The sequence below is a fragment of the Shewanella schlegeliana genome, assembly GCF_016765635.1.
Taxonomy (GTDB): Bacteria; Pseudomonadota; Gammaproteobacteria; order Enterobacterales; family Shewanellaceae; genus Shewanella; species Shewanella schlegeliana.
Window position 1 is genome coordinate 379,557 of sequence record NZ_JAESVD010000004.1, and the last position, 13,951, is coordinate 393,507.

Sequence of the window (13,951 nt, forward strand, 5' to 3'; positions counted from 1 at the left end):
TTTCAGCCCTTTTTCTTTAACTGCATCGAGCCTTATTGATGTATCAATTGGCGTATTTGTGGGAGATAGGATCGGTAATCACTATGGTATCCCCCCGAAGCATATAGTTACCGCCATGCAAGTCCATCACCCCATGGTCATCAATAAAACTCAGTACTTTGAACAAGGTTTTCAGCAGCTCTTCATGCTCATCGATAATCTCATCATCAATCACCACAGGCTTACGTTCAGCGGCATTCATATAGAAGTGCGCTCGAGGTTCTTGGATCTGCTCGACAAACTCATCAACACTTTGGACCTCATCGCTAAAAGGCTTCTCAGGATCGGCAAAGGGTAAGGTCATGGTACGCAAGGTGCCCCAGAGTTTACCAAAGTCATAATCGTGAAAATGGCTGGGGCGAGTTGGTTCTTTACCGTCATCGGTGATATCTTCAAGCCGCTCCATCACATAAAAGCGCACCACCCGACCGCTACTCAATTCAATCGAGTCTTCACGGTGGATTGTTGGAACATGGGGGTTGTCTTGATTTTCTGGGCGCATGCACCAGCGGGCAAACAGGTAGTAACCATCGATCTTACTGTTACACAGCTTAACGACTTTGTCTGGCTCTCCAGGCAGTTCGTACACCTCGGCGTAGATGCCTGTAGCGATTAAATCAAGATCAGTAAAGCGCTCTAGATAGATCGACACATCATCGACTCGATGGATCTCCTCTGCCTTCGCTAACTCTTTAATCTCTTTTATCGCATCAAGATAAGGTTCCATCGACTAAGCCACCATTTAACAACAAAATAAATTTATAACAATCGACAGCAATCAACACGAAAAACGCCAGCGAGCGATAGCATCATCGTTCTCTAGCTAGGTTCTAACGTTTTGGAAAATCCTGCTCAAAAGTTCATCAACCACCATTATCTCGTAGCTTAGGGTAGGTTTGCAACCACCGCTTACTTTTCACTCTCTGCTCAAACAACGCACACTTTACCTTGGGATTACGTTGTAGCGTTAGATCAAACAGGCAAGCTAAATCGAACGGACTATGTAAAATCAAAGAGCTAGACCCTATTGAGCGAGTTGATTTTACTGCTAACACACTGCTCACCCCCACTGCCGTTTGTTTCTCAGGCCAGTAACTCATGGCATCTAGGCTTGATATATATCCTTGATGCTGATTACGCAGATGCATTCTCGCTTGATTCTTAACAGACCAAGGGTAGATTGGGGCGATCCGATTTAACTCCGCTTCGATTGCCACATCCCTATCAACAGACAGGTCACTCGAGTCAAAATAGATAAGGTCGATATCATTAAGCGGCGTTTGCAGACCATGTAACTTATCCCAAACTAAGTTACGCACAAAACCTGCCGCTAGCATCCAATCGTTAAGGTTTAACTGCTGGGCGGCTAACAGGGCTTGAAGTCGGTACTCATCTTCGAGTAACCACCGCTTCAACAGCTCTTGATAATCTATTTGCGCGGGTAAAGAGTCGTTCTCGGATTTATTCATCCTATATCGCTCCCAAATATATGGCTTATACCGGGCAGTAAAAAAGGAGCCGAAGCTCCTTTCTATCAATCTTTTCTTCTATCTTGGTGCTGGCACGGCTTTCATCAGCACTTCGGTGGTGTACTTGTTATTGTTAATCACCGCAAAGCGATCATAGGTCTGAAATATTACCTGTCCTTGATATTGGATCATCGCCACCACGCCATAATTGATGCTGCTATCTATGCTATCGGCCGGTAGCAAAAACTTAAACGGCACGGGCGCTCTGACTATATTGAAGCTCTTTTGTGCCACAATCACGCCCGGTGTATCGAGGTCGATAATCGCAATCGTAATCGAGCTACCTTGAGGCAAAGGTAACTTCTCTAAATAACCCGCCGCGCCATTAACCACCACAGGTGGCTTCTCTTCCACGGTCACACATGCCGTTAATAGCAACATGCATACGAGAACAATGCTTTTTTTCATCAATGAGATCATGATTCTAATCCTGAGTATCAAATAGTAATGGTTATCAACGCTGACTATGATTTTTTAGTCATGCGAATAAGTCCTTCTTGGGTTGCAGACGCCACCAGCTCACCTTGCTGATTGAAGAATTGGCCCCTTACAAAACCTCTTCCGCCACTGGCATTAGGACTGTCTATGCTATACAAAAGCCACTGACTCAAGTCGAACGGGCGGTGGAACCACATCGCATGATCGATAGTGGCCATACGCATGCCCGGCGTCAAAAATGAGACTCCATGTGGCTGCGCCGCAGTGACTAAGAAGTTAAAATCTGACGCATAAGCGAGCAAGTAATCATGAACACAGAAATTATCTGGCACTTGGCCATTAGCACGGATCCACACGTGACGAATCGGTTCACGGGCTTTAGGTGCGATAGGATCGCTTGGGTTGACCAAGCGCATCTCAATTGGTGTATCTGCCATAAACTTTTCTAGCACTTTAGATGGCACTTTATCTCTTAATGTCATCGCTAGTTCTTGTTGGTTTAGCAGACCATCAGGCCCTGGCACATCAGGCATCACCGCTTGATGGTCATAGCCCTCTTCAGCAGTTTGAAAAGAACAAGTCATATAGAAGATGGGACGGCCTTTCTGAATAGCCTTTACTCTGCGGGCACTGAAACTACCACCATCACGCATGATTTCAACGTCATACACAATCGGCAACTTCTCATCACCGGCGCGTAAAAAGTAGGAGTGTAAAGAGTGCACTTTACGGTCTGGGCAGACGGTCTGTTTTGCCGCACTTAAGGCTTGCCCCATGACTTGACCACCAAAGACATGTCCAAAACCTAGATCTTGGCTTTGGCCACGAAACAGCCCTTCTTCGATCCGCTCTAAAGAAAGTAATGCTAAAAGATCATCTAATACTTGGCTCATTACAACTTAAAACTCTGACAGTAAAGCCATAAGCTTAACTCAAGATCCCCTAGTCTCGCCAGTTCTACGCTATTCAGTGCTATTCCAACACGATACGACGCTGATTTGCCGACGCCTTTGCCCAAGCAAGCACCTGTGCCTCACCACTTCGGTGAGCAGTAACGGGTTTTGCGTGGTAGAGTTCATGCCAGCGCTCGGTGATCACCTCAGGAGTGCACTCTTCGGCTTTAAACCGCCTAGGATTAAACTCGACTAAGGCCGCATGACTAATTCCGCCAGCCGCCGCGAGCAAGTGTTCACCCGATGGGCTTTTAGAGCTACACAGGTACAACATAGTGGCGGTAACGGTTGTTTTGGTAAAAAGTGGCCTAACTGTTGGGGCTAAATGATCTGCGGTCATTGATGTGACAGCATGGGGAATAATACTGTTAACTTTAATCCCGTGCTCTGCGCCCTCATGGTGAAGGCTGTTAACGAGGCCCATCACTGCCATCTTGCTGGCACTAAAGCTGGTCTCGTACATATCGCCATAGATGGAGCTAGCACTGCTCATCACGATCCGACCATAGCTCTGGCGCTTCATCAAGGGCCAAACGGCCTTAGTCATGTAAAAAGTACCGTTGAGATCCACATCCAGATGATGCTTCCAACTCGAGGCACTCATCTGCTCAAATGGACAGGGCTTATGAATACCCGCATTATTAATTAAAATATCGACTCGGCCCCAACTTTGCACCAGATCATCAACCATCGCATTGATGTCATCAACACTGGTGACGTCCAGGATGTAGGACTTAAACTCCCCTCCTAAGGCATTTATTGCAGCGCCACAGGCTTGCAGGCCAGAATCGGGTTCTATGTTTGTCATGCTGGAGCTAACATCCTTTGTTTGACTCGTTTCATTATCCACCAAAACGACCCTTGCTCCTCGCTCAGCTAAGGCGATTGCATAGGCTCTACCTAAGCCTGATGCCGCGCCTGTCACTACTGCGACTTGTCCCTCAAAACGCATAGTTTTTGACCCCTAAGCAAATTCGTTCAATACAAATGTAGTCGTTAACTGCTAATACAGCAGTTTCGAATCTAAAGCGAAAACAATCGCTCATATTCTGGGTTCACTTTAGAGGTGTAATATTGCATACACTCCTGCCTAACAGTTGTGCGCTAGTTCAAACTTATTCAATAAGCCAAACTGAAAAATAGTAATGCTTAGCAAAGTGTTAAGCTAACCACTTTTGCTGCTATAAAATCCACTTTTTAGAAGTTGTTAAATTTGCTATGCTATGCCAACTTTTTTTACCTTTATGTCTGTTTTCTCTGACGTAAACCTCTGTAAGTAAATATAAACCATGAATCCTTGGATACTTGCCATCCGCCCTCGCACCTTGCCCGCGGCGATTGGACCACTGCTGGTCGGTAACGTACTCGCACTGCAACTTGAGCAGTTCAGCCTATTCATCGCGGCTGTTTCAATGCTCTGTGCCCTGCTACTGCAAATTGCCGTAAACCTAGCTAATGATTATTTTGACTTTAAAAGTGGTGTCGATACCGAAGAACGCCTAGGGCCTGTTCGTGTCACCCAAAGTGGTATGTTAAGTCCAACAGCAGTGCGTAACGCCATGATCTTATGTCTAGTGTTAGCCCTGCTTGTCGGCTCGTTCCTTATCTATCATGGTGGTCTACCTATCGCCTTTTTAGCCTTGGCTGCGGTTCTTGGCGCCTTAGGTTATAGCGGCGGCCCATACCCACTCGCCTCTCACGGCCTTGGCGAAGTGGCTGCATTCGTGTTCTTCGGCCTTGTGGCGGTTGTGGGAAGTTATTTTTTACAAGCGGGTGAAACCGCAACCAGTGCTTGGTTGCTAGGCTGTGCTATCGGCTTTTTGAATGCAGCAATTATGCTAGTGAATAACACCCGTGATATGGAAACAGACATCAAAGCTGGGAAAAAGACACTAGCGGTTCGTATGGGGTTAGAGCAATCGCGTATTTTCTACCAAAGCTTTGTGTTCCTTCCGTTTGCCATCATCATTGCTGGTTTCTTTATGGGTGCACTACCTGGTCTGCCGGTGCTTTTGGCTGGACTCGCATTTATTATGGCAAGAAAGTTAAGCCGTGATTTTAATGAGGTAACAGGCGTAGCTCTCAACCCATTACTTGGTCGCACCGCTAAGCTGACCATGATTTTCAGCGCGCTGTTCAGCCTTGGTCTGCTTATCGATACCTATCTGTTAGTGTCCTAGTCTTGCCACTTGCTAAACTCTAACAAGCAAAAAAGCCTATCAAAATTGATAGGCTTTTTTGTTTTCGGGTATTGTCCTGTGCATCTCGTTTTGAGTGCCTATTTTTAAATAATAATCTTGAAATAAGACTCTTGAGATAAATAGCCTTGAGATAAATAGACAATACACATCAGCTAGCAGGGGTCGGCTACACCTTGTTTAAGCTGCGATCGCCGCTCCAGTTCAGGTGATACTTCTCACCTACAGGCTTATCTATGCGCTCAAAGGTATGGGCGCCAAAATAGTCTCGCTGCCCTTGTAGTAAACTCGCTGGCAAGGTTTTACAGCGATAACTGTCGTAATAAGCCAAAGCCGAACTGATACAGGGTGCAGGTATACCACTCAGAACCGCTTGCGAGACAGCCACTCGCCAATCTTGCTGCTTTTCAGACAAAGCTTTAGCAAAAGTATCGGCCATCAGCAGGTTTTCAAGTTCACCATCTTGCTGATAAGCCTGAGTAATCGACTGCAGAAATTTCGCGCGAATAATACAGCCTGCGCGCCAGATCTTAGCTATCTCGGCAAAATCTAACTGCCAGCCTTGCTCTTTAGCTTGCATCGTCATGAGCTGAAAACCTTGGGCGTAACAAGACACTTTGGCACAATAGAGTGCACTTTCCAGCTGTTCGATAAAAGCTTGTTTATCGATACTGACTAGGTTCTTAGTCGGCCCTAATAACCGCTGACTTAGCTGCTGACGCTGAGTCTTTTGAGTACTGAGCGCTCTAGCATATACCGCTTCAGCAATGGTAGGAGCAGGACAACCTATTTGCAGACTGCTTACTGCCGTCCAAAGACCCGTGCCCTTCTGCCCCGCCTTATCAAGAATCATCTCCACTAACGGCGCCCCCGTTAATGGATCGGCCTGTTTAAGGATATCGGCACTGATCTCCATTAGGTAACTATTCAAACTGCCTTTGTTCCAGCGTTCAAATACCTCCCCGACTTCACTGGCCGTTAAGCCTAAACCTTGAGTCAATAGCTGGTACGCCTCGCAGATAAGTTGCATATCGGCATATTCGATACCGTTATGCACCATCTTAACGTAATGGCCAGAACCCGCTGGGCCAATATAGGTGGTGCAAGGCTCGCCCTCTTTCACCGGGTTGCCCGGCTCGAAACGTTCGATAGGTAGACCCGTTTTAGCATCAACTTTAGCTGCGATCGCTTGCCAGATTGGTTCAATTCTATTCCAGGCTTTTAAGCTACCACTAGGCATCAAAGATGGACCAAAACGAGCACCGACTTCACCACCAGAGACCGCGCAGCTAAAGAAAAGGAAATCATTAGCGTAGCGCTGCTCGCGCTCAACCGTATCGGTCCATAAACTGTTGCCAGTATCAATCACGATATCATCACTGTCGATCCCGGCTTCAATCAGCGACTGACACACCCCATCAACGGGAGCACCTGCGGGGACAGAAAGAAGTAATACACGCGGTTTTTCTAATTTAGATAACATTTCAGAAAAATTGTTACAGCCTTCTATTCGTGGCTCAGTTATCTTTTTTAAGTATCGCTTACGTTCTAGTTCTTCTTGCAGAACAGTGTCTTGTACCTTGAGTTCATCAAGATCGAATGCTGCTACACGATATTGATTGTCGGCTATATTAAGTGCAAGGTTCTTACCCATTACACCTAAGCCAATAACGCCGATATCGTAAAGATTTGATTGGTTATTCATGTAGATTTCTTCCGTAGGTCACAGAGAATTACCCGTCTATTATTTTATATAGGCAACAATAACTGGTGCTGCTTATTGGGATGACAGGTTTAATTTTGTTAGTGATTATACAGACTTTGGTAACTTAATTACTAGAAAAAGCCAAATGAGTTAACAATTAGCTATTAATAATGAACAATAAATTTAGTTCAAAAACAAAAAAGCTGAAACCTAAGCTTCAGCTTTTTCTCTACGCTTGCAGTTATATCAATCGGTATGGCTCTTTGATAGAAATAGCCCTTCAACAAGCATGCTCCCCCTGACGGCATAAATCTCTACCTTTGCTTTTGCAGCTTGTATCGTCTCAGCTTCCCTCGTCCCTAGGACCTATTTTTCCTAGAACCTGGCTTTGGTTTTCCTGCTTATACCGTCTCAGCTTTGCTTTTCCTGCCTGTATCGTCTTAGCTTTCCTCGTTCCTAGAACCTGCTTTTCCTAGGACCTTCTTCAAACATGCGCATCGGCATAGCCCATACGGGTTAAGGTGTTACGTACGATATCGAGTGTGGCAGGATCTTCGATGGTTGCTGGCACCTTGTAGCTTTGATTGTCGGCGATATTGCGCATGGTACCGCGCAAAATTTTGCCGCTTCGTGTTTTAGGCAGCTTCTGCACCGCGCTTACCAGCCTGAAAGATGCCACCGGCCCTATCTCTTGACGTACTAAGCTCATCAGCTCGCTGTTAAGTTCATCATCACTTAAGTTAGCGCCTTTCTTCAATACCACCAGCCCTAAAGGCACTTGCCCCTTAAGTACGTCTTTAACGCCAATTACCGCAGCTTCAGCAACTGCCTCATGTTGGCAGAGCACCTCTTCAAAACGACCTGTTGAGAGTCTGTGCCCCGCCACATTAATAATGTCATCGATGCGACTCATAATATAAAGATAACCATCTTCATCCTTATAGCCTGCATCACCCGTCAGGTAATACCCGGGATACATAGAAAGGTAGCTATCTTGAAAACGCTGCTCATTTTGCCAAAGGGTGGTTAATGTTCCCGGTGGCAATGGCAATTTAATCACCACATTGCCGGACTCGTTAGGCTCGACTTCATCTCCCATGACATCGACTACATCAATTTGATAACCGGGCACCGCTAAAGCGGGCGAACCCGCTTTGACCACAACCGGAGCATATCCCATCAAATTAGCCGCCACTGGCCAGCCCGTTTCTGTCTGCCACCAGTGATCGATAACTGGCTTTTGTAGCTTGTCTTCAGCCCAGTGCAAAGTGTCGGGATCGCAGCGCTCACCAGCCAAGAACACGTTCTTTAGGCAAGCGAGGTCAACATTCTGTAAATAGTCACCATCGGGATCATCACGCTTAATTGCACGTATGGCCGTAGGGGCTGTGAAGAAACTCTTCACCCTATATTTAGCAATGGTGCGCCAAAATGCCCCGGGATCAGGTGTGCCAACAGGCTTGCCTTCATACAGAATACTGGTCGCACCCACCAGCAATGGGCCATAAACGATATAGGAGTGCCCCACCACCCAACCAACATCTGATGCCGCCCAAAATGTATCTCCAGCATTAATGTCATAGATATGCTTCATCGACCAAGCGAGTGCCACCGCATGACCGCCGTTATCACGCACCACCCCTTTAGGCTGACCCGTGGTTCCCGAGGTATACAGCACATAGAGTGGATCGGTAGCATCGACGGGCAGGCAATCGATATTAGGCGCTGTAGCCATTGCCGACTGCCAGTCATAATCACGTTCAGGCTGTAACTTAGCCTCTAACTGACTCCTGTTTAATATTAAGCAGCGATCCACCTTATGAGTCGCTTGCTCAAGCGCATCATCGAGCAAAGGCTTGTAAGCGATAACGCCTGAAGGCTCGATGCCACAAGAGGCGGAAAGCACAAGCTTAGGTTTAGCATCGTTAATGCGGGTGGCTAGCTCATTTGCCGCAAAACCACCAAATACCACAGAGTGAATCGCGCCAATACGCGCACAGGCCAACATAGCAAATGCTGTTTCCGGCACCATTGGCATATAGATCACCACCCTGTCACCTTTCTTTACTCCGACGGAGTCCATGTAGCCTGCGAGCCTACTCACTTGCGCTTGCAGCTCACGATAGGAGATCCCGTACTCACTCTCGGTAACGGGGCTAACGTATTGCAAAGCGATTTGATCGCCACGTCCGGCTTCAACATGCCTGTCTACGGCGTTATAACAGGTGTTCATTTTGCCGCCTTTAAACCAATGGTAAAAAGGCGCTTCACTGTCATCTAAGACCTTATCCCATGACGAGCACCAATCAATTTTGCTTGCCGCCTCGGCCCAAAAGCTTTCGGGTTGAGCGATGGATTTGGCATGTAGCTGCTTATTTTTATCGATCACAATGCTGACTCCATTTGCTAAAACTCTGCCTAACAGCCCTAAATACGAGCATATTTTGTTCACTTCTTTCTTAAGCGCATTATGCTACCGCGCACAAAAAATCCCCATTAGACCTTAGAATAGGTAGCAAGCTGTGATTAATCTGCAGAGCTAACACTGAAGCCAAATGAGTTAACTAATTGTTTTAAAGGAATATAGATAGAGCAAGCCTCTTTATTGCCCTAGCTGAATTGGCCCTAGTGGCAAGCGCGATTGACATAAAAGTCATTATCGGCGAGGGCTGCAAACTTTACCTTTACGTAAACTTCATATATCGTGCAGTAAATGTGAACAATTTTGGTGTTTTTTGATGGTAGAGAATCAACTCCCACAGACGACATACTCAATCAGTGATCTCTCTAAAGAGTTTGATATCACGACTCGAAGTATTCGTTTCTATGAAGACCAGGGGCTTTTAAAACCTAAGCGCCGTGGCCAAACACGTATATACAGCCTTAAAGACAGAGTCAGGCTCAAGCTTATTCTGCGTGGCAAGCGTTTAGGCTTTTCACTGGCCGAAACAAGGCGCTTATTCGAGCTTTACGATGCCGATAAGAACAGTAGTAGCCAACTGCACACCATGCTTGAGCTAGTCGAAGAGAAAAAGGTATCGCTTCAGCAACAGATGGATGACATCAAGGTCGTGCTGATGGAGCTTAACTCGGCGGAGCAGCAATGCCGCGATGCGTTAGCCAACAATGCACAATAGAGCACTGCACAATAAAACATCTCCCCAGCAATAAGGTTAAGCACTGATTTAAAAAGTAGAACTTAGACAGATAATTAAACGGACTTCCCAAGTATCACGGCAAAGATCGCTGAACTTGAATACAAATAAAATTGACAGGACACAAGCAGATGACTCAACTCTACAGCTCTCTAAACTTCGGCCTCGGTGAAGAGGTCGATATGTTACGCGATGCGGTTCAAAGCTTCGCCGCCAACGAAATCGCGCCTATCGCCGCAAAAACCGATCTCGATAATGCCTTTCCCAACGAACTCTGGCCGGTACTTGGTGACATGGGGCTGCTGGGCGTAACGGTTTCAGAGGAGTATGGTGGAGCCGATATGGGCTACCTTGCCCATGTGGTCGCCATGGAGGAGATCTCACGAGCTTCGGCGTCCATAGGTCTAAGTTATGGCGCCCACTCTAATCTGTGTGTTAACCAAATCAACCGCAACGGTAACAGTGAGCAAAAAGCCAAATACTTACCAAAGCTTATCAGTGGCGAGCACATTGGCGCACTTGCCATGAGTGAGCCTAATGCGGGCTCAGATGTGGTATCGATGAAGTTGCACGCTCGTAAAGAGGGCGACAGATACATACTCAACGGCAACAAGATGTGGATCACCAACGGGCCTGACGCTCACACCTATGTGATTTACGCCAAAACCGATCTCGATAAGGGTGCCCACGGCATTACTGCATTTATTGTTGAGCGCGGTTCTAAAGGCTTTAGTACAGCTCAGAAGCTCGACAAGCTAGGTATGCGTGGCTCCAACACCTGTGAGCTGGTGTTTGAAGATTGCGAAGTACCAGAAGAGAACATTCTTGGCGGCCTCAACAATGGTGTAAAGGTGTTGATGAGTGGCCTAGATTACGAGCGTGTCGTGCTCTCAGGTGGCCCACTTGGGATCATGACCGCCTGTATGGATATCGTCGTCCCTTATATTCATGAGCGTGAGCAGTTTGGTAAATCTATCGGTCAATTCCAGCTCGTACAGGGCAAGCTTGCTGACATGTATACTGGCATGAACGCTGCTAAATCTTATATCTACAACGTGGCTAAATCTTGTGACCGTGGGGAAACCACCCGTAAAGATGCAGCCGGCGCCATCCTCTATTCAGCTGAACTTGCCACCAAGATGGCTCTCGATGCGATTCAACTTCTTGGCGGTAACGGTTATGTCAACGAATACGCCACAGGCCGACTACTGCGTGATGCCAAACTCTATGAAATTGGTGCTGGCACATCTGAAATTCGCCGCATGCTGATTGGCCGCGAGCTGTTTAACGAATCAAAGTAAAGCCTATACCCGTCTCTCAGGGTTATAAGCAATGCATAAAGGCGGCCCGCCATTAGCCGCCTCACTCTGACCGCTTCAAAAGGATTGAAATTGTGACGCAACTAAGCAGCCGTATTAATGCACGTAGCGATGAGTTTAAAGCTAAATTTGATGACATGGCTACCGTGGTTCAAGACTTAAAATTAAAATTACATCAGATTGAACAAGGCGGCGGAGAAGTTGCTCGTAACCGTCATCTTTCAAGGGGCAAGTTGCTGCCACGCCAGCGTGTCGAAAAGCTACTTGATCCCGGCTCACCTTTTCTTGAAATTTCACAGTTTGCCGCCTTCGAGTTGTATGAAGATGTAGTACCCGCAGCAGGTGTTATCGCCGGCATTGGTCGTGTCAGTGGCGTCGAATGCATGATTATCGCTAACGATGCCACGGTAAAAGGCGGTACCTACTACCCGGTTACCGTTAAAAAGCATCTACGCGCTCAAGATATTGCCAGCCGTTGCCACCTGCCCTGTATCTATTTGGTGGACTCTGGCGGCGCAAACCTACCTCGCCAAGATGAAGTCTTCCCCGATAGAGATCATTTTGGTCGCATCTTCTATAACCAGGCGCAGATGTCTGCCAAAGGTATCCCACAGATTGCCGTAGTAATGGGGCTTTGCACCGCAGGTGGCGCGTATGTACCAGCGATGGCCGATGAGTCGATTATCGTAAAAGAGCAAGGCACCATCTTCTTAGCGGGTCCGCCATTGGTCAAAGCTGCAACCGGTGAAGAGGTCACAGCTGAGGAGCTCGGCGGCGCCGAGGTGCACACCAAAATTTCCGGCGTAGCCGATCATATGGCGCAAAATGATGAGCACGCACTAGAGCTTGCCCGCAAAGCCGTGACACGCCTTAATCACCAAAAAGAGATTCGCGCTCAACTTAGCCCTGTAAAACCACCAAAATTTGATATCAACGAGCTTTACGGCATTGTGGGCACCGACCTTAAAAAACCGTTCGATGTGAAAGAGGTGATTGCCCGCCTAGTCGATGACTCTGATTTCGATGAGTTTAAAGCTAACTACGGTAACACCTTGGTGTGTGGCTTTGCCCGTATTCATGGCTATCCCGTTGGGATTGTGGCCAACAATGGTATTTTGTTCTCTGAATCGGCGCAAAAAGGCGCTCACTTCATCGAGCTGTGCTGCCAACGCAAAATCCCACTACTGTTCCTACAAAATATCACCGGCTTTATGGTTGGTAAAAAGTACGAACATGAAGGCATAGCCAAACACGGCGCTAAGATGGTAACGGCTGTTTCTTGTGCCAATGTACCTAAGTTCACCGTGATTATTGGCGGCAGTTATGGCGCAGGTAACTATGGTATGTGCGGCCGCGCATTCGAGCCCACTATGATGTGGATGTGGCCCAATGCCCGCATTTCTGTGATGGGCGGAGAGCAAGCTGCTGGTGTATTGGCGACAGTTAAGCGCGATGGCTTAGCTCGCAAAGGCATAGAGTGGTCAGCGGATGAGGAGCAGGATTTCCGTCAGCCGATTGTCGATAAGTATGAGCAGGAGGGACACCCCTACCACGCCAGCGCCCGGTTATGGGATGACGGCATTATCGATCCGGCTCAAACTCGTGACGTTGTTGGTTTAGCGCTATCTGCCGCGCTGAACGCCCCGATTGAAGAGACTAAGTTTGGTGTATTCCGAATGTGATGCCTAAAGGCATTAAAAATGGAACATCGACTTAGATAACACAATGGATCGACAACAATGAATAATTCAGCCACAACCGAGATAGAACAGCTATCTCAACAATTACAATACGTGAGTTGTACACTCGATGGCGGCGTAGCCCAGATGGTGCTGGACCGAGCCGACAAGCACAACGCCTTCGATGAAGTGATGATAAGCGAGATGATTAAGGTGCTGGAACATTTCAGTGCCAATATTCAGTGCCAAGTGTTAGTACTAAAAGCCAACGGTAAAAACTTCAGCGCTGGCGCCGATCTTAACTGGATGCGCAAGCAAGCCAAGATGGACTTTGAGCAAAACCTGAGTGATGCCAACGAGCTTGCTAAGCTGATGTCAATGCTGGATAAATTCTCAAAACCAACCATTGCCTTGGTGCAAGGGGCGGCATTTGGCGGCGCACTCGGGCTTATCTGCTGTAGTGATATCGCCATCGCTAATCAGCGCGCCAGCTTTTGTTTAAGTGAAGTCAAACTCGGGCTTATTCCTGCCGTTATTAGTCCTTATGTCACTCGCGCTATGGGGCAGCGAGCGGCTCGCCGCTACATGCTGACCGCTGAACGCTTCGATGTTCAAAAGGCGCTGCAACTACAGATAGTCCACGAGGTACATGACGATCTAGAGGCTGCGGCTCAGCCAATCATAGATGCGCTGCTCAGCAACAGCCCACAGGGAATGGCTTGGGTTAAAACCTTACTGTCCTCGCTCGAAGGTGGCGTAATAGACCAAAGCACCTTGGACTATACCAGCGAGCGCATCGCGCGTATTCGCGTATCAGATGAAGGCCAAGAGGGTCTCAACGCCTTCTTCGAAAAACGCAGCCCACAATGGCCCAGAACGAGTCACTCTCGTACTAACAAAAATAATAATGACGCCAGCGGGCAAGGAGCCAAATAA

Annotated in this window: 12 protein-coding genes; 5 read left to right on the forward strand and 7 right to left on the reverse strand. The window is 47.4% G+C overall.

The genetic code is table 11. From position 1 onward, the window contains the following. Positions 1-43 precede the first annotated feature (43 nt). The 5 genes from JMA39_RS09345 to JMA39_RS09365 all read right to left on the reverse strand — a co-directional run bounded on the left by JMA39_RS09345 (position 44) and on the right by JMA39_RS09365 (position 3,911). On the reverse strand, positions 44-766 hold the full coding sequence (locus JMA39_RS09345; protein ID WP_202721604.1) for a hypothetical protein: 723 nt from the start codon (positions 764-766) through the stop codon (positions 44-46). A 136-nt stretch (positions 767-902) separates the two neighbouring features. Further along, positions 903-1,508, reverse strand: a complete 606-nt coding sequence (locus JMA39_RS09350; RefSeq protein WP_202721605.1) for a nucleotidyltransferase family protein — start codon at positions 1,506-1,508, stop codon at positions 903-905. Between the two features lie 78 nt (positions 1,509-1,586). Beyond that, positions 1,587-1,988, reverse strand: a complete 402-nt coding sequence (locus JMA39_RS09355) for a YbaY family lipoprotein (protein ID WP_202721606.1) — start codon at positions 1,986-1,988, stop codon at positions 1,587-1,589. A 44-nt stretch (positions 1,989-2,032) separates the two neighbouring features. Further along, positions 2,033-2,899, reverse strand: coding sequence for an acyl-CoA thioesterase II (tesB, locus tag JMA39_RS09360; protein WP_202721607.1), 867 nt, complete (start codon positions 2,897-2,899; stop codon positions 2,033-2,035). A 79-nt stretch (positions 2,900-2,978) separates the two neighbouring features. Continuing rightward, complete coding sequence (locus JMA39_RS09365; RefSeq protein WP_202721608.1) at positions 2,979-3,911, reverse strand: SDR family NAD(P)-dependent oxidoreductase; 933 nt, start codon at positions 3,909-3,911, stop codon at positions 2,979-2,981. Positions 3,912-4,248: 337 nt separating this feature from the next. On the opposite strand from JMA39_RS09365, the gene JMA39_RS09370 reads away from it, so the two are divergent. Then, positions 4,249-5,139 (forward strand): 1,4-dihydroxy-2-naphthoate polyprenyltransferase, encoded by an 891-nt coding sequence (locus JMA39_RS09370; protein WP_202721609.1) that lies wholly within the window; start codon positions 4,249-4,251, stop codon positions 5,137-5,139. Positions 5,140-5,326: 187 nt separating this feature from the next. On the opposite strand, the gene gndA is transcribed toward JMA39_RS09370, so the two are convergent. Both gndA and JMA39_RS09380 read right to left on the reverse strand, forming a co-directional pair. Continuing rightward, positions 5,327-6,862 (reverse strand): NADP-dependent phosphogluconate dehydrogenase, encoded by a 1,536-nt coding sequence (gndA, locus tag JMA39_RS09375; protein WP_202721610.1) that lies wholly within the window; start codon positions 6,860-6,862, stop codon positions 5,327-5,329. A gap of 484 nt (positions 6,863-7,346) precedes the next feature. Further along, positions 7,347-9,251 carry a propionyl-CoA synthetase gene (locus JMA39_RS09380; protein ID WP_202721611.1) on the reverse strand — a complete coding sequence of 635 codons (1,905 nt, stop codon included), beginning with the start codon at positions 9,249-9,251 and terminating at the stop codon, positions 7,347-7,349. A gap of 349 nt (positions 9,252-9,600) precedes the next feature. Between JMA39_RS09380 and JMA39_RS09385 the strand changes: the two genes are divergently transcribed. The 4 genes from JMA39_RS09385 to JMA39_RS09400 all read left to right on the forward strand — a co-directional run bounded on the left by JMA39_RS09385 (position 9,601) and on the right by JMA39_RS09400 (position 13,951). Continuing rightward, positions 9,601-9,999 (forward strand): MerR family transcriptional regulator, encoded by a 399-nt coding sequence (locus tag JMA39_RS09385; RefSeq protein ID WP_202721612.1) that lies wholly within the window; start codon positions 9,601-9,603, stop codon positions 9,997-9,999. Between the two features lie 149 nt (positions 10,000-10,148). Beyond that, on the forward strand, positions 10,149-11,318 hold the full coding sequence (locus JMA39_RS09390) for an isovaleryl-CoA dehydrogenase (RefSeq protein WP_202721613.1): 1,170 nt from the start codon (positions 10,149-10,151) through the stop codon (positions 11,316-11,318). Between the two features lie 92 nt (positions 11,319-11,410). Beyond that, positions 11,411-13,018 (forward strand): carboxyl transferase domain-containing protein, encoded by a 1,608-nt coding sequence (locus JMA39_RS09395; protein WP_202721614.1) that lies wholly within the window; start codon positions 11,411-11,413, stop codon positions 13,016-13,018. 57 nt (positions 13,019-13,075) lie between these two features. Continuing rightward, positions 13,076-13,951 carry an enoyl-CoA hydratase-related protein gene (locus tag JMA39_RS09400; protein WP_202721615.1) on the forward strand — a complete coding sequence of 292 codons (876 nt, stop codon included), beginning with the start codon at positions 13,076-13,078 and terminating at the stop codon, positions 13,949-13,951.